This window comes from Agromyces rhizosphaerae (genome assembly GCF_027925245.1).
GTDB lineage: Bacteria > Actinomycetota > Actinomycetes > Actinomycetales > Microbacteriaceae > Agromyces > Agromyces rhizosphaerae.
This window is the reverse complement of the sequence record NZ_BSDP01000001.1, coordinates 2,274,814-2,298,721: the sequence shown is the minus strand read 5'-3', so window position 1 is coordinate 2,298,721 and position 23,908 is coordinate 2,274,814. Positions and strand designations below refer to the sequence as shown.

At 70.5% G+C, this 23,908-nt stretch carries 23 protein-coding genes and 1 other annotated feature; of the genes, 7 read left to right on the top strand and 16 right to left on the bottom strand.

Features of this window, described 5'->3' with window-relative positions:
* Positions 1–92: 92 nt before the first annotated feature.
* Both QMG39_RS10780 and QMG39_RS10775 read right to left on the bottom strand, forming a co-directional pair.
* Positions 93–728: a hypothetical protein gene (locus QMG39_RS10780; RefSeq protein ID WP_281884833.1), complete on the bottom strand. Its 636-nt coding sequence runs from the start codon at positions 726–728 to the stop codon at positions 93–95.
* The gene (locus tag QMG39_RS10775) at positions 710–2,281 is read right to left on the bottom strand and encodes an RHS repeat-associated core domain-containing protein (protein WP_281884831.1); all 1,572 of its coding nucleotides are present in this window, start codon (positions 2,279–2,281) and stop codon (positions 710–712) included. The genes QMG39_RS10780 and QMG39_RS10775 overlap by 19 nt, the downstream gene beginning before the upstream one ends.
* Before the next feature lie 83 nt (positions 2,282–2,364).
* On the opposite strand from QMG39_RS10775, the gene QMG39_RS10770 reads away from it, so the two are divergent.
* A protein-coding gene (locus QMG39_RS10770; protein WP_373878349.1) for an IS3 family transposase occupies positions 2,365–3,602 on the top strand; the annotation gives its coding sequence in 2 pieces (ribosomal slippage) (positions 2,365–2,650 and positions 2,650–3,602; 1,239 coding nt in all).
* Positions 2,637–2,750: a sequence feature (AL1L pseudoknot), on the top strand. (Overlaps the previous gene by 114 nt.)
* Here the strand turns inward: QMG39_RS10770 and QMG39_RS10765 are convergent.
* The 4 genes from QMG39_RS10765 to QMG39_RS10750 form a co-directional block, all read right to left on the bottom strand.
* Positions 3,548–4,351, bottom strand: a complete 804-nt coding sequence (locus QMG39_RS10765; protein WP_281884830.1) for a hypothetical protein — start codon at positions 4,349–4,351, stop codon at positions 3,548–3,550. The genes QMG39_RS10770 and QMG39_RS10765 overlap by 55 nt on opposite strands.
* 18 nt (positions 4,352–4,369) lie before the next feature.
* Positions 4,370–4,885, bottom strand: coding sequence for a hypothetical protein (locus tag QMG39_RS10760; protein ID WP_281884829.1), 516 nt, complete (start codon positions 4,883–4,885; stop codon positions 4,370–4,372).
* 556 nt (positions 4,886–5,441) lie between these two features.
* Positions 5,442–5,972: a type IV toxin-antitoxin system AbiEi family antitoxin domain-containing protein gene (locus tag QMG39_RS10755; protein WP_281884827.1), complete on the bottom strand. Its 531-nt coding sequence runs from the start codon at positions 5,970–5,972 to the stop codon at positions 5,442–5,444.
* Between the two features lie 187 nt (positions 5,973–6,159).
* Positions 6,160–6,417 carry a GlsB/YeaQ/YmgE family stress response membrane protein gene (locus QMG39_RS10750; protein ID WP_281884825.1) on the bottom strand — a complete coding sequence of 86 codons (258 nt, stop codon included), beginning with the start codon at positions 6,415–6,417 and terminating at the stop codon, positions 6,160–6,162.
* A 157-nt stretch (positions 6,418–6,574) separates the two neighbouring features.
* On the opposite strand from QMG39_RS10750, the gene QMG39_RS10745 reads away from it, so the two are divergent.
* The 3 genes from QMG39_RS10745 (at position 6,575) to QMG39_RS10735 (ending at position 9,826) form a co-directional block, all read left to right on the top strand.
* On the top strand, positions 6,575–7,549 hold the full coding sequence (locus QMG39_RS10745) for a hypothetical protein (RefSeq protein ID WP_281884823.1): 975 nt from the start codon (positions 6,575–6,577) through the stop codon (positions 7,547–7,549).
* Between the two features lie 9 nt (positions 7,550–7,558).
* On the top strand, positions 7,559–8,434 hold the full coding sequence (locus tag QMG39_RS10740; RefSeq protein ID WP_281884821.1) for a hypothetical protein: 876 nt from the start codon (positions 7,559–7,561) through the stop codon (positions 8,432–8,434).
* Positions 8,435–8,608: 174 nt separating this feature from the next.
* A complete protein-coding gene (locus tag QMG39_RS10735; RefSeq protein WP_281887252.1) occupies positions 8,609–9,826 on the top strand; it encodes an MFS transporter in 1,218 nt (405 codons plus the stop codon).
* Between the two features lie 48 nt (positions 9,827–9,874).
* On the opposite strand, the gene QMG39_RS10730 is transcribed toward QMG39_RS10735, so the two are convergent.
* The gene (locus tag QMG39_RS10730) at positions 9,875–10,282 is read right to left on the bottom strand and encodes a tautomerase family protein (RefSeq protein ID WP_281884819.1); all 408 of its coding nucleotides are present in this window, start codon (positions 10,280–10,282) and stop codon (positions 9,875–9,877) included.
* Positions 10,283–10,430: 148 nt separating this feature from the next.
* Here QMG39_RS10730 and QMG39_RS10725 point away from each other — a divergent pair, with 148 nt between their 5' ends.
* Both QMG39_RS10725 and QMG39_RS10720 read left to right on the top strand, forming a co-directional pair.
* Positions 10,431–11,870 carry a sugar porter family MFS transporter gene (locus QMG39_RS10725; RefSeq protein ID WP_281884817.1) on the top strand — a complete coding sequence of 480 codons (1,440 nt, stop codon included), beginning with the start codon at positions 10,431–10,433 and terminating at the stop codon, positions 11,868–11,870.
* A gap of 68 nt (positions 11,871–11,938) precedes the next feature.
* Positions 11,939–12,952 (top strand): sugar phosphate isomerase/epimerase family protein, encoded by a 1,014-nt coding sequence (locus QMG39_RS10720; protein WP_281884815.1) that lies wholly within the window; start codon positions 11,939–11,941, stop codon positions 12,950–12,952.
* Positions 12,953–12,965: 13 nt separating this feature from the next.
* On the opposite strand, the gene budC is transcribed toward QMG39_RS10720, so the two are convergent.
* Genes budC through iolC form a run of 9 tightly spaced genes read right to left on the bottom strand, consistent with a single transcriptional unit; the run spans position 12,966 to position 22,933 of the window.
* Complete coding sequence (gene budC, locus QMG39_RS10715) at positions 12,966–13,769, bottom strand: meso-2,3-butanediol dehydrogenase (protein ID WP_281884813.1); 804 nt, start codon at positions 13,767–13,769, stop codon at positions 12,966–12,968.
* Entirely contained in the window at positions 13,753–14,619 is an 867-nt protein-coding gene (locus QMG39_RS10710; protein ID WP_281884811.1) for a sugar phosphate isomerase/epimerase family protein, read from the bottom strand. The genes budC and QMG39_RS10710 overlap by 17 nt, the downstream gene beginning before the upstream one ends.
* Positions 14,620–14,633: 14 nt before the next feature.
* The gene (locus QMG39_RS10705) at positions 14,634–15,647 is read right to left on the bottom strand and encodes a Gfo/Idh/MocA family protein (RefSeq protein ID WP_281884809.1); all 1,014 of its coding nucleotides are present in this window, start codon (positions 15,645–15,647) and stop codon (positions 14,634–14,636) included.
* Between the two features lie 26 nt (positions 15,648–15,673).
* Complete coding sequence (locus tag QMG39_RS10700) at positions 15,674–16,630, bottom strand: sugar phosphate isomerase/epimerase family protein (RefSeq protein ID WP_281884807.1); 957 nt, start codon at positions 16,628–16,630, stop codon at positions 15,674–15,676.
* Positions 16,631–16,659: 29 nt separating this feature from the next.
* Positions 16,660–18,573: a 3D-(3,5/4)-trihydroxycyclohexane-1,2-dione acylhydrolase (decyclizing) gene (iolD, locus tag QMG39_RS10695; RefSeq protein ID WP_281884805.1), complete on the bottom strand. Its 1,914-nt coding sequence runs from the start codon at positions 18,571–18,573 to the stop codon at positions 16,660–16,662.
* The gene (gene iolB, locus QMG39_RS10690; protein WP_281884803.1) at positions 18,573–19,487 is read right to left on the bottom strand and encodes a 5-deoxy-glucuronate isomerase; all 915 of its coding nucleotides are present in this window, start codon (positions 19,485–19,487) and stop codon (positions 18,573–18,575) included. Before iolB ends, iolD begins: the two co-directional genes overlap by 1 nt.
* Positions 19,488–19,523: 36 nt before the next feature.
* Positions 19,524–21,074 carry a CoA-acylating methylmalonate-semialdehyde dehydrogenase gene (locus QMG39_RS10685; RefSeq protein WP_281884801.1) on the bottom strand — a complete coding sequence of 517 codons (1,551 nt, stop codon included), beginning with the start codon at positions 21,072–21,074 and terminating at the stop codon, positions 19,524–19,526.
* Between the two features lie 13 nt (positions 21,075–21,087).
* On the bottom strand, positions 21,088–21,999 hold the full coding sequence (locus QMG39_RS10680) for a Cgl0159 family (beta/alpha)8-fold protein (protein ID WP_281884799.1): 912 nt from the start codon (positions 21,997–21,999) through the stop codon (positions 21,088–21,090).
* A 1-nt stretch (position 22,000) separates the two neighbouring features.
* Positions 22,001–22,933: a 5-dehydro-2-deoxygluconokinase gene (gene iolC, locus QMG39_RS10675; protein WP_281884798.1), complete on the bottom strand. Its 933-nt coding sequence runs from the start codon at positions 22,931–22,933 to the stop codon at positions 22,001–22,003.
* 206 nt (positions 22,934–23,139) lie between these two features.
* Between iolC and QMG39_RS10670 the strand changes: the two genes are divergently transcribed.
* Entirely contained in the window at positions 23,140–23,901 is a 762-nt protein-coding gene (locus tag QMG39_RS10670; protein ID WP_281884796.1) for a GntR family transcriptional regulator, read from the top strand.
* The last annotated feature ends 7 nt before the right edge of the window (positions 23,902–23,908 follow it).

The window sequence follows — 23,908 nt, the reverse complement described above, 5'->3', positions numbered from 1 at the left end:
CAAGCAGCATCTCGTGCCGAATTGCTATCTCGCAGCAGCCTGAGGCGCTCAAGCGCCAACTCCGCCCGGGCCACGTCTGACCGGCCTTGTTCTCAAGCCCGCCGGGCAGCCGATCGGAGCCAGCGCAAGAACGCATCGGGGTCGATGTCCCGCATGCGATGCTGTGCCGCGATGAGATCAACGTCGATCTCAGTCCCCCGTATGCATACGCTCCCGGAGGTCGACACCGAACCACCGCTCTCCACAATTCGATGCGCGTACGCAGTGACACTCCGATCAATGTCGAGATTGGTGTGTCGCTTGGGGTCCTCAGTGCCGAACCCCATTATTACGTGCCGTTGGTAGGCAACGTTTGTTCGCCCCCAAATGAAGAACTCCCAGCGTAGGTTCGAATGGCGCTCGATCATTGCTTCGCCAAGGAACAGTGCGACATCGTGGCAAATCGACTCCCAGGATGGATGCAATCGGCCCGGCAGATCAGGATGTGCCTCCACATGCGTGATGAACCACTCATTCAGCTCACGAATCGACGCGTCGCTGCTCGTGAGTTCGACTCCGTTTGCTGCGAGCAGCCGCCGTAGGGCTTCCAGCCTCGCCGGCACAGATTCCATGCATTGCTCAAACAGCCGCCGCGCTTCCACACGCGGCAGAGTCTCCAGCTGGCCCGTCGGACTCGACACAACGGGCTCGTACTCGTCCCATACAATGCTCACCGTCCAAGACTCCATGGGATTCCTGCGTTCCTCAACGCGTCGGCGAGCGGCCCCGACGGGCCTATCCGACCCGTCGCGGCGCTGCGCGAGAAGACCCAGTGGATCCCCGCCACTTCCTCGTTTTGCAGCAACCACGAGTCCTTCGCAATCTGCGACCGGGTCGCCGACGTCAGGTAGGTGCGCCCCACTTTCGACTCGATCCCCACACCACCACGAGTCAACACATCGATTCGTCGGGCACCAAATGCGGTGCTCAGGCTCTGTTCGATCCGCGAGCCAGAGTTCGCCGCCGCGATCGAGTCTCGCGCGGTATTGCCTGCCGCGGCATTCGCTGAGAGCCGTGCTCCAGCGCTTCCTGCGCCCCCGCCGCAGTTGGTGTTGTGCGTGAGGAGCGCGAGGTCGCCGGCGGCGACGTAGTACGTGTGGTCGACCGCGACGGTGAGGTTGTGCACGGTCTGCACCCGCCGCTCGTGCGCGACCGCGGTGATCTGCACCCACGTGCCCGCACTGGTCTGCAACCACTGCCCGGCCCGCAGCTGGCCGGCATCGACCCACGCCCCGGCATCCGGCACCCAGAACGGATGCCCCGCCGTGGCCACCACGCTCCCAGACACCCCGCCCTCGTCCGCGACGGTGACCGTGACCAGGTCCTTCACCCCGTCACCGGTGATCAGCCGCACCACCTCACGCGGCGCCGACTCCCCCGACACCGGATCCGACGCCCACACCACGTCCCCGAGCCCGACCTCCTCGATCGGCACCTCCGAGCCGTCGGCCATGAGCACCGTGGTGCCGGGCACGAAGCTGTTGAAGGCGCAGGAGGCGCCACTGGTCGGCTTCTGCGGGGAGAGCCGGATGCTCTGGGTGACGCGCTGTGTGGTGGCCGCGGTGCTCGAGGCCGTACGCGATGTGGTGTTGCGCAGCGCCGTCGAGACCGCGTTCAGTGCTTGCTTCGCTGCTGGTGCCGCGACGGTGAGGGCTTTGCTGAGGCCGACACCTGCGGCACCGCCGACGAGCCCGCCGACCATTCCGATGCCGACGTCGGCGGCGAACCCGCTCCAGGTGAACTGTTCCCGTTTGGTGACCTGTGTCTTCCAGAGGTTCGTGACCGCACCGCCGGCGGCCCCGCCGAGCACGGCGCAGCCGATGACACCGGCGCCGCCGGTGGCGACCGTGCAGCCGATCGTGACGCCGATGCCGACAACGGCACCGACGATCTCGGCCTGGTATTTGTCGACGAACCCGCCGACCGCCTTCCCCGCGGTACCAACCGCGTTGCCGATGTTGTTCCACATGTCGCCCCAGAACAGGCCCGACGGGTCGGCCCAGGTGTGCGGGTTGTTCGCCGCGTACACGTACGCGTTGAACTGCGCCGGCAACCCCGGATCCAACAACGGATCGACGCTGATGAACCGCCCCAGCGCCTCGTCGTAGTACCTCGCGCCGAGGAGCGTCAGCCCGGTGCTGGTGTCGCGGGTCTTGCCGAGGAACTGGGTGTCGCCGGGCACCGTGCCCGCGTCCGAGGCGCCACGGGCCGCACCGAACGGATCGGTGTACAGGCGTTGCACACTGCTCCCGGTCCAGACGGTGTTCGGGACCGCCGTGATTCGGCCTGGGTTTCGTTCCGTCCTCTAATTCAGGATGGATGACGATGCCGAAGAAGTTTGAACCCGAGATGCGCGAGCGAGCGTTGCGGATGCTCGCTGAGGCGATGCCGTCGCATGTGAACAAGACCGCCGCGGTGCGGCATGTCGCCGATCTGCTCGGGATGAGCCCCGAAACGCTGCGGACCTGGGCGCGCCGGGTTGAGGTGGACGAGGGCCGCGCCGCTGGCACGCCGACGGACGTGCTCGAGGAGAATCGTCGCCTGAAGCGCGAGGTCGCTGAACTGCGCAGGGCGAACGAGGTGCTCAAAGCGGCGAGCGTGTTTTTCGCGAAGGAGCTCGACCGACCCTCGACGAGATGATCCGGTTCATCGACGAGCACCGGGATCGTTTCGGGGTCGAGCTCATCTGCCGGGTGCTGCGCCCGGCCGTGCGAGGGTTCGTCACCGCCCGCGGGTACCGGGCGGCGAGGGCCCGTGTGCCCTCGGCCAGGGCGTTGCGCGATGAGTTGCTCATACCGGAAGTCGCTCGACTGCATGCGGAGAACTACGGCGTGTACGGGCGCCGCAAGATGCACGCCCTGCTGTGCCGGCAGGGCTGGGATGTCGGCCGGGACCAGACCGAGCGGCTGATGCGGCTGGCCGGAGTCCGTGGAGTGCGGCGGTCGAAGAAGATTTTCACGACGAAGCCCGATCAGGCGCAAGCCAAGCCGAAGGATCTCGTCCAGCGACGGTTCACCGCACCCGGTCCGCGGCGGCTATGGGTGGCCGACGTCACCTACGTCGCCACCTGGTCCGGGTTCGCGTACGTCGCGTTCGTGACCGACGTGTACTCGCGCCGGATCGTCGGCTGGAACGTCGCCGCCACGTTGAAGGCAGACATCCTGCCGTTGCAGGCGCTGAACATGGCCGCGTGGGCCGCCGGCGGGAACCTGGACGGGCTGGTCCATCATGCCGATCACGGGTCGAACTACCTCGCCGTGGTGTACACCGACCGGATCGCCGAGCTCGGCGCGCAACCGTCCACCGGAACCGTCGGCGACTCGTACGACAACGCCCTCGCCGAAGCCGTCAATGGGCTCTACAAGACCGAGCTGATCCGCCGCCGCGGGCCATGGCGGACCGTCGAGCAGGTCGAACTGGCCACCCTCGAGTACGTGTGGTGGTGGAACAACCAGCGGCTGCACGGCGAACTCGACCTGCGCACCCCGATCGAGGTCGAGCAGGCCTACTACGCTGACCAAGAATCAGGCCTGCCGGCAACCGCCGGACAGGGAAACCGATAGGAACGAAACCCAGGCCGAATCACCTCGCAGGAGGCCGCGTGCACCCCGTTGACACGGAATGACGCACTCACGATGTCGTCCTCATCCAGGTTGCGGATGGTCGCCATCCCACCGAACTCCCACGCCAGCCGCTGCGTGAACACCGTGTTGCACGACGCCACGTGACTGCACAGGCCAACGCCCTGCCCCTGCATCGTCGAGCTGATGTCGCTCCACTTATACAGCGTCCCGGTGTACCCGCCCGTGCGCACCGCCACCCACTCACTCGGGGTCCGGGGCCCGTAGTTCGGATCGATGTACACCGGCCACGTCGTATCCGGATCGCTCAGCATGCCCTCGTCCGGGGAGATCACCAGCGCATCGTCGGAGATCGTCGTAGCCATCGGAACGATCACGTCCCCCTCGGCCGGCGACCGGGTCCGATCGGCCTGGCCGACCTCGGTCACCTCCCTACCCAGCACCGGGTTCGGACCGCTCGAGTCCCACATCACCGGAGGTGCAACCGTGAAGTGCACCTCATCCGCATCGTCCACGACGAACACCGCACCGCCGTCCTGCGGGTCCGAACGCATCCGGAGACCATCCGACATCCGCATCCCGAACGTCACATCAAGGCCCTGCGCGCCCGGCGCGGTCCGTGACGCCTCGGCCCCCTCCAGCAGGGTGGCGAGCCGGTCGGCGGCATCAGGGTCCGCCAGCTCGATGACCGGCATGAAGCCCGCCCCATCCGCATTGACCGAGACAATCATCCGGACACCCTCGGCGAGCTAGTACACCGCCTGCGTGCCCGACACCTCCGGGATCGGCAGATCCAACGGGAACCCGACCTCCAGACGCATCCCCTCACGCTCGATCACCCCCAACGCACGCCCCGCACCGGCGGCACCACCAGGGTTCAGCACCGTCGGATACACCGGCGCAGCCACAGCAACATCGCCGTTCTCGTCCACCACCAGCGACGAATCAGGCTCGACCCACTCGCCATCGACCTCGACACGCACCGGAACCGCCGAGACATCCAAACGGCTCAGACCATCAGGCTGCGCCCACGACGTCTCCCACGGCGTACGCTCCCCCGTGACCTCGACCTCGAACCCGCACGCGACCGCAACCCTCGCCGCATCCGCCGCCGACTCCGCCTCACTCGCAGAACAGTCCACCGCATCGGCATCGTCAGCGCCGGTGCCGAAGCCCCCTGTCGCGGTGAACGCGACGCCCGCGACCAACAGCACCGCAAGTGCCCCCGCCAGCCAATACCGACCCGACCCGAGCACCCACCGCATCAACCGTCTCGACCTCCGCACGCCTCACCGCAATACGGCTGACTACACGGCCGCGCCCGAAATCTAGCGGACCCGAGAGCCCCGTATTGCAGCCTGTGCAGAAATAGTGAGCAGTTGTCAGTCCTCGGCGGACGCCACCTCCGAGGCATCCGCCCGCACCCGCCGCGACGGCGCCGAGTTTGACGAGCTGGTAGGTCGAAACTACACACAAGTCATGGTTGACGAACATTTTGGCGTTCGAGGATGACACTCGAGCACGCATTCAGCGTCACACGGCGGGAGTTGCGCTCGACGGCGAGCGCGCAGAGGGCGGGACCGTCGATGACGTCGCCGCCCCGTCATCGCCCGGAGACGACGGATGCCGCGACGGAACGTTCGGCGACTCGGCGCGGGCGCGCATGTAACGGGTAGGGGTCGTTGTCCACGCCGCCAGATCATGAGCAGGCCCAGTCTGGCTATCGGGCCGTCGTGCTCTCGATAAATGCACGACGTTCGCTCAGGATCGACGCACTGGCCGGGGTGCGGTCTTTCGCGGGCAACGCCGAGAATGGATCGCTCACCGTTCTCCTTCGAGCCTGCTGCGGAGCGTGACCTGCTCGGCGTCCGTAATGCTGCCTCGAGCGCGGGCTTCCCCGATCGCCTGGTTGACGAGCTGGAACGGCACGTGCGTGTCGATAGCCTGCCGGATCGCCGTGTATGGCTTCACGCAGCGAATACCCTCCCACCAACCGAGGTCCTTGGACGCAAGGTCCTCGTTGTGGACGACGATCCCCACGCCTCCCGCTCGTCGAATGCGCTCTCCCACTCCCACCGTGACGTGCGTCTTGGGCGGGTTGATGTCCGAGAGCTCGAGGAGACTCAGCGCGGTGTCGTGCGAGAGCGCCGCCTCCGGCCTGCCGGTCCAGAGCACGGCGAACCGGAAGCTGGCGGCTCGAGTCACAGGGAACTCCTCGAACCTATAGACGCCGGTGGCTTCACGCATGATCTTGCCGCGGTACGCGAGCTGTTGCAGGTCACGCGCAGCGATCCCGAGGGCGCGCGCGTCGTCGAGGGTGACGTAGCCGTCTTGTTCGGCTGCGATGGCCATCAGTTCTGTGCGAGCAGTCATGTCCCCAATACCTCAGTGTCAAAAACATAGCAAAAATGAGATGATTTTGACAGAGCTCGGCACTCGCATTCCACGCGTGAATGGCGCCACGCAGGGGAGAAGTTTTCCACCCAAGAACGACGGATGCCGCGGCGGGACGTTCCGCCGCGGCATCCCTCGTTCGTGCTCAGCGCTTGCGCGTGAACAGGCCGAAGATGAGGAGGACGACGATCGATCCGAGGATGGCGACGATCCACGTCTGCCAGCTCCAGAAGTTCTCCAGACCGATGCCGAAGAGGACGCTGCCCAGCCAGCCGCCGAGGAGCGCGCCGACCACGCCGAGCAGCAGCGTGATGAACCAGCCCCCGCCCTGCTTGCCGGGGAGGATCAGCTTGGCGATCGCTCCGGCGATGAGGCCGAGGATGAGAAATGCGAAGAATCCCATGGGGGTGCCCTTCTTTCATTCAGGTAGTGCTCAGCAAACCACCACCGGGCGTCCGGGGGAAGCCCTTGCCCGCGGTGTGTTCCGACTGGTAACCCTGCGGCCATGATCGGTCGGACGACCGATGCGGGGGCGGATGCGGCGCCAATAGCGTGCGAGCATGCGCAGCACCGACCACCCCGGAACCCCTGTTCGCCCGTCCCGCAGCCGAGCCCCGGGGCGGCGGACCGCCGCGACAGGGGCGACGCTCGTCGCACTCGCGGCGGTGCTCGTGACCGGGACCGCGGTGGCCGCAGACGAGACGCCGACAGAGTTCCACGCCTGCCTCGATGACAAGGGGCGGCTCGCCGACGTGACCTTCGGTGGCGAGGCTCCCGAGTGCGGAGCGAAGGCGACCGCGGTGTCGTGGAGCGCCAGGGGGGCGGAGGGCGTTGCCGGGCCGAAGGGCGAGCCGGGCCCGCAGGGCGAGCAGGGCGAACCCGGTCCCGCAGGCCCGCAGGGCGAGCCCGGCGAACTACCCGACCAGCAGTGCCCCGAGGGCACCTTCGTCACCGGCATCGCCGACGGCGTGCTCGCGTGCAGCACGCTCGAGGGCGACCACGCACCCCAGTCGTTGACACCGCTGCAGGTGCGCGTGCAGCCCATCTCGGTGTGCCTCGACGACGGCACGGAGTGCGCGCCCGCAGCGGTCGACGAGGCACTGCTCGACGAGATCTGGGCGCAGGCGGCGATCGACGTCGTCGTCCTGCCCGCCGAGACGCTCGACTCGACCAGACTCGTCGAGGCGGAATGCGGCGGGGCGTTCCTCGACGAGGTGGAGGCCGTACTGCCCGACAGCCTCCGCGAGCCGGCCCCGCTGAAGCTGTTCATCGCGAACTGCGCTGAGGTGGGCGGCAACGGCTGGGTGGGGTTCAACGGCATGAGCGTGCATCCCGAGCTGATCGACGCGGCACCGATCGTCGTCGCCAGGTACGTCGGCTACAACCTCGGGCTGTCGACCCGGCAACTCGCCGATCCCGCCTACCAGCCGGGTGCGCTGATGAATCCCACGATCCTGGACTCCGGGAACCTGCTCCTCGAGGACGAGATCTCACAGGCTCGCGAATCCCGGTTCCTGGAGCCGGTCGCTGGCTAGGGTGGCCGCATGAGCGACGGAGCCGACGAGGCGCCCCGCACCGACGACGAGGCCGCCACCAACGCACAGCCCCGCACCGGCGCAGGGCCGTCGAAGCGCACGATCGGCCTCATCGCAGCGGGCGCAGGCGCGCTGGTGCTGCTGATCTCGGGATCGGTCGCGCTGGGCATGGTCGCGGGTGCAGCCATGGTCCGGTCGCAGGCTGCGCCCGTGGTCGAGGCGGCGAGCGCGACGGATGCCCCTGAGACGCCGGCTCCGGAAACGCCATCGGCGTCGCCGACCCCGTCGCCCGAGGACTCGACGGCCGCCGCCCCGGCGCCTGCGCCTCCCGCCGGCGGCGCCGACGACGGAAGCGGCGGCGATGGCACGGCCGACGGCGGAGTGCAGCAGCTCCGGGTGAGCGTGCAGCCGATCTCGGTCTGCTACGACGACGGCAGCCAGTGCGCCCCGGTGGGCGCGTTCGAGGCGCGAACGAACGAGATCCTCGAACCGGCCGGCATCACCGTCGAGGTTCTGCCGACGGTCGAGCTGCACCGGTCGTCACTCGTGACCGGCGGGTGCGGCCGGGAGTTCCTGACCGCGGCGCACGTCGCCGGCGACAGCTACGAGGACCCGGCGCCGATCCGGTACTACGTCGCGGACTGCGAGCGCGTGGGCGCGGGGCACGCCTGGACGGGCTTCAACGGCTTCGTGGTGAAGTACGGCGAGCCCGACCCGGCCGGGAAGCTCCCCGCGATGTACCTCGCCGCGAACCTGGGAGTGCCGTACACCTACGACCAGGACTCGCCCGCGCGGCTCATGGAGCGCAGTACCTACGGCGTCGCCCTCACCGAGGCGGAGATCGAGATGGCCCGCGCGAGCCACTTCCTCGCGGCCGCGGGCTGAGGGCGCCCGCGGGCGCCCCGATTCAGTGCCGCACCGCCCGTCCCGGCTTGCCCGCGGCGAGGAGACCGTGGATGCTGAACCGATGGGGATCGCCGCGCACCAGCTCGCCCGACCGGCGTCGTGACCTCGCGCATCCCCGCGGGCGATTCGACCGTCGACCCCGGCACCCGTCGTATGCTCGCGCGCTTCGCGCCCATGATCTACGGGCCGACGATGCTGTTCGGACTGGGCGAGGGCGCGCTGCTCCCCCTGCTGCCCGTCATCGCGACCTCCCTGGGCGCCGACATCGCGCAGGCCGCGCTCATCGCCGGCGCCGTGGTGGCCGCGCGCATGCTCGGCAACCTGCCCGCGGGCTGGCTGGTCGCCCGCATCGGCGAGCGGCGGGCGATGGCGATCGCCGGATGCCTCGCCCTGGCCGGTGGCATCGCGGTGCTGTTGGCGCCCACGCTGCTGCTGCTCGCGGCCGCGGTCGTGCTCATCGGGCTCAGCGCCGCGGTGTTCGGACTGGCACGGCACGCGTTCATGACCACGCGCGTGCCGCTGCACTACCGGGCTCGGGCGCTCTCGGTGCTGGGCGGCGCGTTCCGGCTGGGGATGTTCACGGGCCCGTTCGCCGCAGCCGGCCTGCTGGCCCTCACCGGCACCGAGACCGCGGCCGCCTGGTGCTTCATCGCCGCGCTCGCCATGCTCGTCGCCCTCGTGCTGTTCGGCCGCGACCCCGAGGAGCAGCTGCGCTCGGAGGGGCTGCTCCCCACCGCCGCTCGCGCGGGCGCGGAGCGGCGACCTCGATCCGACGGGGTGCTGCGCACGATGTGGCGGAACCGGGGACTGCTCGCCCGGGTCGGCCTGCCCGCGGCATCCCTCGCTGCCGTCCGGCAGGCGCGCATCTCGCTGCTGCCGCTCTGGGGCGTGTCGATCGGGCTCCCGGGCGAGGTGATCGCCCTGGTCGTGGGGCTGACCGGCGCGCTCGAGTTCGCGCTGTTCTACACCAGCGGGCAGATCATGGACCGCTTCGGCCGGCTGTGGGCGGCCCTGCCTGCGATGGTGCTGATGGGCGGGGCGTTCCTCGGCCTCGCGCTCACGCACGACCTGACGCACGCGACGGGCTGGTTCGTCGTCGCGGCGGTCGTGGTCGGCATCGGCAACGGGCTCTCCAGCGGCATCCTCATGACCCTCGGTGCCGATCTCGCACCGCCCGAGGACCCGGCGCCGTTCCTCGGCTCCTGGCGCACGCTGCACGACGCCGGCGGGGCGTCCGCGCCGCTGATCGTCGCGGCCGTCGCCGCCGCCTGGAGCCTCCCCGCGGCCACCGCGGTGATCGGCGTCATCGGGCTGCTCGGCGCGGCCGGGTTCACGGTCTGGGTGCCGAGGCTCGTGCCGCACCGGCGGTGACGCCGGTCGCCGGACGACCGGGGACGCCACGACGCGCCCCCGGTCGGCTCAGCCGGCGGGAACCGCCGCGGGGACGGCGAGTTCGCCGGTCAGGTACTGCGCGCGACCGAAGCCGAACGACCAGTCCTGCGGCCCGTTCTCGACATAGCCGATGAAGACGTCCTCGGGCGCGACGCCCACCTCGCCGAGGCGTTCGGCGATGGTCGCGTAGAGCGACTGCTTCATGGCGTCGCTGCGACCGCGCTGCGTGAAGATCTGGATCACGACCGGGTCGATGCGCTCGAACCCGAGCCCGGCGTCCTCGGCGACGATGGTCGTGGCGGGGCGGGCGGTCACGACCTGGAAGCGGTCTCGCTGCGGGATGCCGTACACGGCGACGATCGCCTCATGGACGGCATTCGCGATCTCGGCGGGGTTGGGTCGTGCATCACTGTGGTCGATCCTGACGAGCGGCATGATCGCTCCTTCCGTAACTTTGTCCTGACATTCTTACTTAATGCCGCAGCGGGTGCAAACCCTGTTGCGCGCCTCCGCGCAATATGACAGTATGTCCTTACAAATCACGATCGACTGCGATCGCCGACCTACGCAAAGGAGCGTCCCCGTGTCGCACTCCACCGCCCCAGCCGAGACCGCCACGCCGGCCGGCCGCAAGGGATTCCTGGTCAAGCTCACCGTCATCTCCACGCTCGGCGGGCTGCTGTTCGGCTACGACACCGGCGTCATCTCCGGTGCCCTCCTCTACATGCGCGACGACCTCGCGATGAACGCGGTCGAGGAGGCGTGGGTCGTCAGCTCCCTCCTCTTCCCCGGTGCTGCGATCGGAGCCCTGCTCGGCGGCCGCATCGCCGACGCGCTCGGCCGCAAACGCAGCCTCATCGTCTGCGCCGTGATCTTCCTCGTGGGTGCGATCGCCTGTGCCATCGCGCCGAACGTCGCGCTCATGGTCGTCGCGCGCATCCTGCTCGGCTTCGGCGTCGGCGCCGCGGCGGTCGCCGCCCCGCTGTACCTGGCCGAGATGGCGCCCGCCGAGACGCGCGGTCGCATGGTGACCATCAACGAGCTGATGATCGTCACCGGCCAGATGCTCGCCTTCATGATCAACGCGCTGCTCGCGGTGCTGATCAGCGACCCGCACGTCTGGCGCATCATGCTCGCCGTCGCGGCGGTGCCCGCCGTCGCGCTGCTGTTCGGCATGTTCCTGCTGCCCGAGTCGCCCCGCTGGTTCGGTGCCCGCGGACTCATGGACCAGGCGCGCCGCGTGCTCGGCTTCAGCCGCAGCCCCGCCGAGGCGGACGCGGAGATCGAGGAGATCGTCGCCACCGCCCGCGCCGAGGGCAACAGCCGCAAGCACGCGTGGCGCGCGCTGCGCGAGAACCGCTGGATGCGGCGCCTGCTCTGGATCGGATTCGGTCTCGCCGCGGTGCAGCAGGCGACCGGCATCAACACCGTGAACTACTACGCCCCGAGCATCCTGACCCGCACCGGGCTCGGCGACGAGGCCGCGCTCATCGCGACCATCGGGGTCGGCGTCACGAGCGTGACCATGACGATCCTCGGCATCTGGCTGCTCGGCTTCGTGCCGCGCCGCGTGATGCTCATGATCGGCTTCGGCGGCGTGGTCGGCTCGCAGCTGGTGCTCGCCCTCGCGTTCACCCTGCCCCCGTCGGATGCCACCAGCTACGTCATCCTCGGCTGCATGATGGTGTTCGTGGCGTTCGTCCAGGCCTTCATCGGCACCTGCGTGTGGCTGCTGCTCAGCGAGATCTTCCCGCTGGCGATCCGCGGCCTCGCGATGGGGCTCGCCGTGTTCGTGCTCTGGACGGTGAACGCGACGATCTCGTTCGTCTTCCCGATCATCGTGGAGTCGCTGGGATCGATGCCGACGTTCCTCATCTTCGCCGGCGTCAACGCGATCTCGTTCTTCTTCGTCTGGTCCGCCGTGCCCGAGACCAAGGGCCGCTCGCTCGAGACGCTGGAGACCGACTTCCGCACCCAGGCGATCTCGACCGTGAGCCGGCGCGAGCGCCTCGTCCGCCGCTGACCCGACCCGCGTGCGGCGGGGCCGGCAACGGTCCCGCCGCACGCGGCCCGCACGAGAAGGAGCACGACATGAAGCTGGGCGTCTACGACGCGATCCTCCACGACCGCGACCTGCCCGCCGCCATCGCGGCAGTGGCCGACCTGGGGCTCACCGGCATCGAGCTGAACTCCGGCGGGTTCCTTCCCGCGGCGCACATCCCCGGCATCGAGCAGATCCTCGAGTCGGATGCCGCGCGCGACGACTTCCTCGCGGTCTTCGACGGCACCGGCGTGGAGATCGCCGGACTCAACTGCAACGGCAACCCGCTGCATCCGAACCCCGTCATCGGCGAGCGCCATGCGGCCGACGTCGCCCGCAGCATCCGTCTCGCCGAGCGCCTCGGGCAGCACCGCGTCGTCACCATGTCAGGCCTGCCGGGCGGCGAGCCGGGCTCGCGCCGGCCGAACTGGATCGTGAACGCGTGGAACTCGGCCGCGCTCGACGTGCTCGACTACCAGTGGGACGTCGCCGTCCCGTTCTGGCGGGAACTCGACCGCATGGCCGCCGACCACGACGTGAAGATCGCCCTCGAGCTGCATCCGCAGAACCTCGTGTTCAACTCCGCCGACGTCCACAAGCTCGTGGAACTCACCGGCTCGACCCACCTCGGCGTCGAGCTCGACGCGTCGCACCTGTTCTGGCAGCAGATGGACCCGGTCGCGGTCATCCGCCACCTCGGCGAGCTCGTCGTGCACGCCGCCGCGAAGGACGTGCGGGTCAATGTCGAGCACGCCGCGCTCTACGGCGTGCTCGACAACCGCTTCCGCCGCCTCTCCCCCGACGAGGCGCGCACCAACCTCGGCGGTGACGAGTGGGCCAACGAGTGGCCCGCCGAGTCGGCGTGGGACTTCGTCGCGCTCGGCAGGGGGCACGACGTCGCCTACTGGACCGAGTTCCTGCGCGCACTGCACGAGGTCGATCCGGGCATGCTCGTGAACATCGAGCACGAGGACGTCTCGCTCGGGCGGATCGAGGGCCTCGAGGTCGCCGCGCGCGTGCTGCGGGAGGCGGACTCGCGACTGACCGCGTCGCTGGCGGAGTGACGGGCGACGCGCCTCAGCGCACCGGGCGCGGCGTTCCGGTCGATGCGGTCGTGCCGCCGTCGACCGGCAGGATCACCCCGGTCAGGTAGGCGGCGTCGGGGCTCGCGAGGAAGAGCGCGGCGCGCGCGACGTCCTCCGGGACGCCCGGCCGGTCGAGCGCGAGGCGATCCAGCAGCGCGCGGCGGAACCCGGGGTCGTCGAGCCGCTCCTGCGTGAGCCGGGTCGCCGTGAACGCCGGTGCGATCGCGTTGACCCGCACGCCGTCGCGTCCCAGGTCGAGCGCCATCGACTGCACGAGCGCGTTCACCGCACCCTTCGTGGCGTTGTAGCCGGCCTGGTTCCAGTCGCCGCCGAAGCCGGCGACCGACGACATGGCGAGGAAGGTGCCCCTCGAGCGACGCAACCAGGGCACGACCTCCCGCGCCAGCAGGATCAGCCCGTCGAGGTTGATCGAGCGCAGGCGCGACCAGGCGGCCTCGTCGAGGTCGTCGATGGTGCCGGGCTCGGAGAGGCCGGCGTTCGCGATCACGACGTCGATGCTCCCCCACCGCGCACCGACCTCGTCGACCGTGGCCCGCACGCCCTCGGCGGTCGCGAGGTCCGCGACGACGACGCAGGACTCCGCGTCCGGGACGGCGTCGACCGTCTCGCGCAGCGGCGCCTCGCCCCGGCCCGCGACCGCGACGCGCGCGCCCTGCTCGAGGAATGCGCGCGCGGTCGCGCGGCCGATGCCCGAGCCGCCGCCGGTGACGAGGACGACGGCGCCGTCGTACGGGTAGCTCGCCCAGGCGATCGGCCGCTCAGCCGACGAGGGCACGCAGCCGCTCCAGCTGGTAGCGCGACACCTCGTCGGCCGACTCGTCCTCGGCGAAGACGTTCGACACGATCAGCGCGTCGGGGCGGTCGAGGTAGCCGGTCGAGCGCAGGGTCGCGAACAGCTCCGTCCAGTCGACGTCGCCGTCGCCGATGCGGAGGTGCTGGTGCACCCGAGCGGTGTTGCCCGGCGGGTTCGAGATGTAGCGGAGCCCGTGCGACCGGGTGTGGTCGAACGTGTCGGCCGCGTACACGGCGCCGAGCCGATCGCCGATCTCGGGGAGCAGGGTCGTGGCGCGGTCGCCGTAGTGGAACGTGTGCGAGGCCACGTAGACGAAGCCGACCGCGTCCGAATTCAGCCCGCGGAGCACCCGCCACGCCTCGAGCCCGTCCTCGACGAAGTCGTCGGGGTGCGGGTCGACGTTCAGGCGCAGGCCCTCCGACTGGATGATCGGCAGCAGCTCGTCCATCGAGCGGTAGAACGCGGCCTCCGACTCCTCGGAGCGCTCGGGGCGGCCGGAGAACTCGGTGTTGATCGCCGGGACCTCGAGCTCGACCGCCAGCTGGATGATGCGCCGGAAGTTCCGCACCGCGGCCTGGCGCTCCGGCTCGTCCGGCCAGGAGATGCGCTGCACGGGCAGGATCGCGGGGATCGACACCCCGGCGTCGGATGCGGCCTTCCTGAACTTCGCGACGAGCGCGTCGTCGGCCCTCGGGTGCCGGAAGAACGGCGAGAAGTCGACGTGCGGCGTGAGCTGCAGGTGCTCGTACCCCAGCCGCGCGGCGACCTCGGGGAACTCCAGCAGGCCGTGGTCGTGGTGGTAGGGCGTGGGGTCGAGTGCGATGCGGACCATCGGATCTCCTTCGATCAGGCGTAGAACTCGGGTCGGTCGGGGGCCTCCACGGGAACGACGCCCCCGGCGAGCGCCCGCACGCCCGCCTCGCAGGCGATCGCGACGCGGTAGCCGTCCCAGGCGTTCGGCCCGTCGACCAGGGTGCCGGCGCGCACGGCGTCCACCCAGCGCTGGACCTGCCGGTCGTACGCGTCGGCGAAGCGGGTCACGAAGCTCTCGTGCTCGGCGACGCCGAAGCGCCCGGCGTCCCACCGCTGCAGCCCCGACGGCTGGCCGATGCGGGCGAGGCCGCGGTCGAACACCGCCTCGGTGCCCACCTGGTACCCGAACTGCACGCTGACGTTCATCTCCACGTCGACGTAGACGCCGTTCTGCAGCTCCATCAGCACGAGGATCGGCTCGCGCAGGTGCGCAGGCGACAGCGGGTTCCGGCGGGGGTACTTCACCTCGACGGATGCGACGGGCGAACCCGCCAGCCAGGGCACGACGTCGAACTCGTGCACGACCGAGTCGTTGATGAGCATCTCCTGCACGTAGCTCGCGGGCACCGAGGGGTTCCGGTGCACGCCGCGGAGCATGAGCAGCTCGCCCGCGTCGCCCGAGGCGATGAGCGCGCGGAGCTCCTCGTACTCGGCGTCGAACCGGCGCATGAAGCCGACCTGGATGTGCGGCCGGTCGAGCCGCTGCTCGAGCTCGAGGATGCGCCACGACGACTCCGAGTCGGGCGTGAGCGGCTTCTCGCAGAGGATCGGGAGCCCCGCCTCGAGCGACGGCGCGAGCACGGGCTCGTGGAACCGCCCGGGCGTCGCGATCAGCACTGCGTCGAGCGCGTCGGCGTCGATCGCCTCCTCGATCCGGCTGAACGCCCGCGAGCCGGGGGCTGCCTCGGCGGCAGCCGCGGCGCGGCCGGCGTCGGGCTCGACGACGGCCGAGACGACGGCGCCGCTGATGCGCCCCGTGATGCGTGCGATGTGGTCGGCTCCCATGAGCCCGGCGCCGACGACGCCGATCCGCAGGTCGTTGGTCATGGTGTCTCTCCCGGGTGTCCGTTCGGTCACCGCACGCGCGCCAGGTGCGTGCAGGCGAAGATGTGCTCCCGCGTGCGGGAGGCGATGGGGAAGGGCGCGTCGACGTGGCATCCGTACATGTCCTGCTCGACGATCGCGAAGATCTCCGGATCGATCGCCGCGACGGCCTCGATCACCGGGCCGAGCTCGGGGACGCCCCCGGGCGGTTCGACCATGATGCCCTCGGCCGCGGCGTCGGCCCACGAGACGTCGTTCTTCAGCACGTCGAACAGGCGCGTGGGGTCGACCTGCTTGAGGTGCAGGTAGCCGATGCGGTCGGGGCGCTCGCGCACGAGCCCGAGGCTGTCGCCGCCGTAGTACGCGAAGTGCCCGGTGTCGAGGCAGAGGTTGGTGTAGCGCGGGTCGGTCTCGTCGAGGAATCGCAGCACCTCGCGGGTCGTGCCGACGTGGCTGTCGGCGTGCGAGTGGAACTGCTGGCGGATGCCGAACTCCTCCCAGAGCGCCCTCCCGAGCCGGTCGTGGCCGGCCGCGAGCTTCGCCCACTGCGCGTCGTCGAGCGTGCGCGACTCGAGCGCCTCGCCGGTGGCGTCGCTGCGCCAGAGGTCGGGGATCACGACGAGGTGCTCGGCGCCCAGCTGCGAGACGAGTCCCGCGACCTGCAGCGCCTGGTCCCAGGCCCGCTGCCACTGGTCGTCGCCCTTGTGGAACCCGGTGAACACCGTGCCCGCGCAGAGCTGGAGCCCGCGCGAGCCGAGCTCGTCGGCGAGCCGGTGCGGGTCGGTGGGCAGGTAGCCGTACGGGCCGAGCTCGATCCACGAGTAGCCCGCCGCGGCCGCCTCGTCGAGGAAGCGGTCCCAGGGCACCTGGGCCGGGTCGTCGGGGAACCAGACGCCCCAGCTGTCGGGTGCGGTGCCGATGCGCAGGCCCGGGCCGGCGCCGGTCGCCCCGCCGGGTGCCCGGTCGATCGAGGTCGTGTCCGTCATGTGTCTCTCCGTCGAGTCGTCGTGGTCGCTCAGCCGAGCAGCGGACGCTGCGCGGCACGCTGCTGCTCGTACTCGCCGCGCGCCCGCAGCGTGGAGTCGAGCGTGGATGCCTCGGGTACCGGCACGTCCCACCAGCCCTCGCCGTCGGGCGCGTAGACCAGGGGGTCGCTGTGCACGTGGATGAACGTCGAGCGGGTCGAGGCCTTCGCCGTCGCCATCGCCCGCTTCAGGTCGTCGATCGCGCCGGGGCCGGGTTCCACCTCGATCACGTCGAGCCCGTAGCTGCGTGCGTTCGCCGCGAGGTCGACCGGCAGCACCTGATCGCCCTGGAAGTTCCGGGCCTCCGGGTCGTACTCGCGGTACCAGGTGCCGAAGCGCTCGGAGCCCACCGTCTCGGAGAGGTGGCCGATCGAGGCGTAGCCGTGGTTCTGGATGAGCACGACGATCAGCTTGATGCCCTCGGCGACCGCGGTGACCAGCTCGGTGTTGAGCATGAGGTACGAGCCGTCGCCGACCATGACCACGACGTCGCGGTCGTCGCCGTCGGCGAGCAGGCCGCGCTTGGCGCCGAGGCCGCCCGCGATCTCGTACCCCATGCAGGAGAACGCGTACTCGACGTGGTAGCCGAGCGGATCGCGCACCCGCCAGAGCTTGTGCAGGTCGCCGGGCAGCGAGCCGGCCGCCTGGACGATGACGTCCTTCGGCCCGGTCGACGACTGGACCGCGCCGATGATCTCCGGCTGCCCGGGCAGGTCGAGCCTCGACGGCGCGAACGCACGGTCGACGGCGGCGTCCCAGGCCGCCTTCTCCGAAGCGACCTGCGCACGGTACGCGTCGTCGACGGTCCACCCGGCGAGCGCTTCGGCGAGGGCGTCGATCGCCTCTCGGGCATCCGCCACCACCGGCAGCTGGGAGCCGTGCTTGTACGCGTCGAACGCGGCCACGTTGACGTTCACGAAGACCACGTCCGGGTCCTGGAACGCCGTGCGCGACGACGTCGTGAAGTCGCTGTAGCGCGTGCCGATGCCGATCACGACGTCGGCCTCGGCCGCCCGGCGGTTCGCCGCGGACGTGCCGGTCGCCCCGACGCCGCCGAGGTACTGCGGGTGGTCCCAGTCCAGCACGCCGCCGCCAGCCTGCGAGGTGCCCACGGGGATGCCGGTGGCCTCGACGAGCGCGCGCAGCTGCGCCTCCGCGCCCGAGTAGAGCACGCCGCCGCCGGCGACGATGAACGGCCGCCGTGCCCCGCGGATCGCGGCGACGGCCCGCGCGAGCGCCCCGCGCTCCGGCAGGGGCCGGCGGATGTGCCACTCGCGGTCCTGCAGGAACTCGACCGGCACGTCGAACGCCTCGGCCTGCACGTCCTCGGGGAGCGCAATCGTGACCGCGCCGGTCTCGGCCGGATCGGTCAGCACGCGCATCGCGGCGAGCGCGATCGAGGGCAGCTGCTCGGGGCGCTGCACCCGGTCGAAGAACTTCGAGAGCGGCCGGAACGCGTCGTTGACGGTCAGGCCGATGTCCCAGGGCTGCTCGAGCTGCTGCAGCACCGGGTCGGCCACGCGGGTGGCGAACGTGTCGCTCGGCAGCAGCAGCGCGGGGAGCCGGTTGGTGGTCGCGAGCGCCGCGCCGGTCAGCATGTTCGCCGCGCCCGGCCCCACGGATGCCGCGGAGGCGAGCGTCGCGCGACGGCGGTGCATCCGCGCGAAGCCCACCGACTGGTGCACCATCGCCTGCTCGTTGCGGGCCTGGTAGTAGGGCATCAGATCGGGCTGCTCGACGTTCGCCTGCTTGAGCGCCTGCCCGATGCCCGCGACGTTGCCGTGCCCGAAGATGCCGAACATCCCCGGGATCGTGCGCTCGCGCACGTCGCCGTCGACCGTCCACTGGTGCGCCAGGAACTCCACGAGCGCCTGGCTCACCGTCATCCGCCTCGTCGCCGCCATCAGTGCCGGCCCTCCTCGTCGTCGCCATAGGGAAGCCTGGGATCGAACGGCTGGTCCGCCCAGGTGTCGCGGACCCAGGCGTGCGCCGGGTCGTCGCTGATGCGCCATTCGCGCTCGGGGTCGGGCCCCGCCATCACGTTCAGGTAGTAGAGGTCGTACCCCGGGGCCGCGACCGCGGGCCCGTGGTAGCCGTACGGCACGAGCGCGATGTCGCCCGTGCGCACCATCGCGTTGATGTCGATCTCGCCGGCGGGCGACGAGTACGCGCTGAACATGCCGAAGGCGGCATCCGCTCCCGCCTGTGCTCCGCGAGTCGGCGCGGCCTCGAAGTAGTAGATCTCCTCGAGGCGCGACTCGTGCCCCGGCACGTGCTCGTCGTGCTTGTGCGGCGGGTAGGACGACCAGTTCTCGGCGGGGGTCACGACCTCGCACACGATGAGCCGGGCGGCGTCGAGCGCCTCCGGGGTGCCGAAGTTGTGCACCTGGCGACTCGACGCCCCCGCGCCCCGCAGCTCGACCGGGGTGGACGCCGCCGGGATGGACCGGGCGGGCCGGCGCTCAGCGGTCGGTGCCTCGGCCACCGCGACGCGACCCTCGCCGGTGACGGCAGCGCTCGTGCCGGCTCCGAGGTAGAGCACGTCGGTCGGGCCGTGGAACACCGAGCGGCGACCCTCGAGCACGGTCTCGGCGATGCCGGAGCCGTCATCGTGGGTCACCCGGAACGCTCCGGCGAGCGGCACCACGATGCGCTCGACGTCGCCGCCGTCGAGGTCCAGGCGGTCGCCGTCGCGGAGCTCCGCGACGCGGAGGCCGGTGTGCGCCCACCCGGGCGTCGACGCATCGACGACGCTCTCCCACCCGTCGCGCGCGAGGGCGCCGCGGGGGTGGAACCAGCGCTGGTCGGTGGTGCTCATCGTGCCCTGTCCTGTCTCTCGAACCGCGTGCGCGGCCTAGTGGTTCTGGGGGAAGCCGAGGTTGATGCCGCCGTGGGTGGCGGGGTCGAGCCAGCGGCTGGTGATGGCCTTCTCGCGGGTGAAGAAGTCGAACCCGTGGACCCCGTACGCCTTCGCGTCGCCGAACAGCGACGACTTCCAGCCGCCGAACGAGTGGTACGCGACCGGGACCGGGATCGGCACGTTGATGCCGATCATGCCGACCTGCACCTCGGTCTGGAAGCGGCGTGCGGCGCCGCCGTCGTTGGTGAAGATCGCGGTGCCGTTGCCGAACGCGCCGGAGTTGATGAGGTCCATGCCCTCCTGGAACGACTCGACCCGCACGACCGAGAGCACCGGGCCGAAGATCTCCTCGGTGTACGCCCGCGACGTGGTGGGCACACGGTCGAGCAGCGTCGGCCCGAACCAGAAGCCGTCCTCGTGGCCGTCGACACCGAGCCCGCGGCCGTCGACGACGACCGTGGCACCGTCCGCCTCGGCGATGTCCACATATCCCGACACCTTGTCACGGTGCACGTCGGTGATCAACGGCCCCATGTCGGGCTCGCCGGCCGGGCCGCCTGCGCCGTTTCCGATCCGCAGACGGCCGATGCGCTCGCGGATCTTCGCGATCAGGTCGTCGGCGACCGGCTCGACGGCGAGCACGACCGAGATGGCCATGCACCGCTCGCCCGCGGCGCCGTACCCGGCGTTCACCGCCTGGTCGGCGACCAGGTCGAGGTCGGCGTCGGGCAGCACGAGCATGTGGTTCTTCGCACCGCCGAGTGCCTGCACGCGCTTGCCGTGCTTCGACGCGGTCTCGTAGATGTACTGCGCGATCGGCGTCGACCCGACGAACGAGATCGACTGCACGGTCGGGCTGGTCAGCAGCCCGTCGACCGCGAGCTTGTCGCCCTGCAGCACGGTGAACACGCCCTCGGGCAGGCCTGCCTCGGCCCACAGCCGCGCCAGCCAGAGCGAGGCGGACGGGTCCTTCTCGCTGGGCTTCACGACCACCGCGTTGCCCGCCGCGATCGCGATCGGGAAGAACCACATCGGCACCATCGCCGGGAAGTTGAACGGGCTGATCACGCCGACGACGCCGAGCGGCTGCCGCAGCGAGTAGACGTCGACGCCGGTCGACGCGTTCTCGGTGTACGCGCCCTTCAGCAGGTGCGGGAAGCCCGTCGCGAGCTCGACGACCTCCTGCCCGCGAAGGATCTCGCCCATCGCGTCGGAGACGACCTTGCCGTGCTCGGCCGTGATGATCTCGGCCAGCTCGCCCTTGCGGGCGTTCAGCAGCTCGCGGAACGCGAACAGCACGGTCTGGCGCTTGGCGATGGACCAGCCGCTCCAGACCTCGAACCCGCGCTGCGCCGAGGCGATCGCCTCGTCGATCTCGGCCTGGTCGGCCAGCGCGACGTGCGCCGCGACCCGGCCGGTGGCGGGGTTGTACACGGGCGCGGTGCGCCCGCTCGTCGAGGGCCGCTCGGCGCCGTCGATCCAGTGCGGGATGACGGGCGCATCGGGCGTGGTGACGCCTGCGGCGGCGGTCTCGGTGAGGCTCATGCGGGGATCTCCTTCAGCGTGCGGTGAGCAGGTCGGCGTGGACGAGGCCGGCGGCGATGTCGACGGCCGCGGCGACGTCGCCGTCGGGCGGGTAGAGCAGCGTGCGGCCGACGGTGAGGCCGCGCACCCCGGGCAGGGCGAGCGCGTCCTCCCAGGCCGCGAACGTCTGGTCGGGGTCGGCGCCCGAGTCGCCGCCGAGCAGCAGCGTGGGCATGGTCGTGGACGCCATGACGCGCTCCATGTCGTCGACGACGGGCAGCTTCATCCACGTGTAGGCGCTGCTCGCCCCGAGCCCCGAGGCGATCGCGATCGAGAGGATCACGTCGTCGGTGGTGAGGTCGTTGACGATCCGCCCGTCGGCCCAGCGGCTCATGAACGGCTCGAGCATGATCGGCAGGCGGGCCCCGGCGGCCTCGGTGACGGCGGCGGCGGTCGCCTCGAGCGTCGCCGCCGTGCCGGGGTCGTCGAGGTTCACGCGGATGAGCGTCTTTGCGAAGTCGATGCCCGACGCGACCATGGAGTCCACGTCGTAGCCGGTGTAGCGGTCGTCCATCTCGAAGCGCGCGCCGCGCAGCCCGCCCCGGTTCATCGAGCCGACGAGGATCTTGTCGTCGAGCAGCCCGAGGCCGGCGAGGTCGTCGAGGATGTCGGGCGTGCCGAGCACGCCGTCCACGCCCGGGCGGTCGAGTGCGACGGCCAGACGCTCGAGGAGGTCGTACCGGTCGGCCATCGCGGTCGCGTTCCGCCCCACGGCGAGCGCGCCGCGCGCGGGGTGGTCCGCGGCCACGATGAACAGCCGCCCGTCGCCCCGCAGGATGTCCCTGCGCGTGCGACGCTCGTACGCCGCCTGCAGCTGCTCGGGGTGGCGGGCGCGCAGTTCGCGCAGTCGCGCGAAGTCGGCCGGCCCCGGAATCGACGAGGTCATCTCAGTCCTCCTCCCCGAGGAGCGCCAGCACCTCGGATTCGGTCGGCATCGCCGTCGAGCACTCGCGGCGGGACGCGACGACCGCGCCGGCCACGTTCGCGAACCGCAGCATCCGCTCCAGGTCCCAGCCCGCGAGCAGGCCGTGGCAGAAGGCGCCGCCGAACGCGTCGCCCGCGCCGAGCCCGTTGATGACGTCCACCCAGTGGGGCGGCACCTCGACGGTCTCGTCGCGCGTCTTCGCGAGCACGCCCTTCGGGCCCTGCTTGACCACCGCGAGCTCGACGCCGCGCTCCAGCAGGGCGTCGGCGGCGCGCATGGGCTCGGTCTCGCCGACCGCGACCTCGCACTCCTCGCGGTTGCCGATCGCGATCGTGGCGTGCTCGAGCGCACGACCGACCTGCTCGCGCGCCACCTCGACGCCGGGCCAGAAGATCGCACGGTAGTCGAGGTCGAAGATCGTGTGCCCCTCGGTTCGCGCGGCGAGGGCCGCGAGGTGCGTCGAGCGGCTCGGCTCCTGGGTGAGCCCGGTTGCCGTGAACCAGAGGATGCGCGCCGCACGCACTGCATCGAGGTCGAGGTCGGCCTCGGTGATGGCGAGGTCGGGCGCCTTCGGCTCGCGGTAGAAGTAGATCGGGAAGTCGTCGGGCGGGAAGATCTCGCAGAACGTGACCGGGGTGGGCAGGTCGGGGTCGACCGGAACGTACCGGTTGTCGACGCCGAGCCGCTCGAGCTCGCGCAGGAGGTAACGGCCGAACGGATCGTCGCCCACCCGGGAGACCAGCGCGGTGCGCCGACCGTGGCGCGCGCCGGCCACCGTCACGTTCGCCGCGCTGCCGCCGAGGTACTTGCCGAACGTCTCGACGTCCTCGAGGCCCACTCCGTCCTGGAGGGGGTAGATGTCGACGCCGAGGCGACCGATCGCCAGGACGTCCATGGGATCCGTGTGCACCGTCATACTCCGCTGTACACCCCTCTGTGTCTCGTCGTCGTCGACCGGATTCGGTCTATATGTCCTAACAATAGCACAAGCCGGATGCAGCGCAAGTGGGCGACGCTCCGGCGGCCCGCTCGCACGGACAAACCGTCGTGGACGTATCATTGTCATGACATAACGACGTCATGCCCCCGGAGGAGCGGACCATGCCCGATGCCGACACGATCCGACTCGACGACCTGCTCACCGACATCGACCGCACGGGCCCGGTGCCGCTCTACTTCCAGGTCGCCCAGGCGCTGGAGCGGGCGATCCGGTCGGGTGAGGTGCCGGCGGGCGCGAGGCTCGAGAACGAGATCGCCATCGGCAAGCGCCTCGGCCTCTCGCGGCCGACCATCCGCCGCGCGATGCAGGAGCTCGTCGACAAGGGCCTGCTGGTGCGGCGACGCGGCATCGGCACCCAGGTGGTGCAGGGCCAGGTGACCCGGCAGGTGGAGCTGACGAGCCTGTACGAGGACCTGCAGGGGTCGGACCACGAGCCGAGCACCCGGGTCCTCGAGCACGACACGAAGCCGGCCGACGAGGCCACCGCAGAGGCGCTCGGCGTGGCCGTCGGCAGCGACGTCGTCTACTTGCGCCGGCAGCGCTCGACCGACGGCGTGCCGGTCGCGGTGCTCGAGAACTACCTGCCGGTCGAGTTCGCCGACATCACGACCGAGCAGCTCGAGGCGCGCGGGCTCTACCAGATCCTCCGCGGTCGCGGGGTGACGATCAAGGTCGCCAACCAGCGCATCGGCGCGCGGCGGGCCCACGGCGACGAGTCCGACCTGCTCGACATCGACCGCGGCGGCCCCGTGCTCACGATGGAGCGCGTCGCCTTCGACAACTCGGGCCGCGCGGTCGAGTACGGCCACCACTGCTACCGCCCGGACCTCTACGCGTTCGAGACGACGCTCGTGGCGAAGTGAGCGCGCC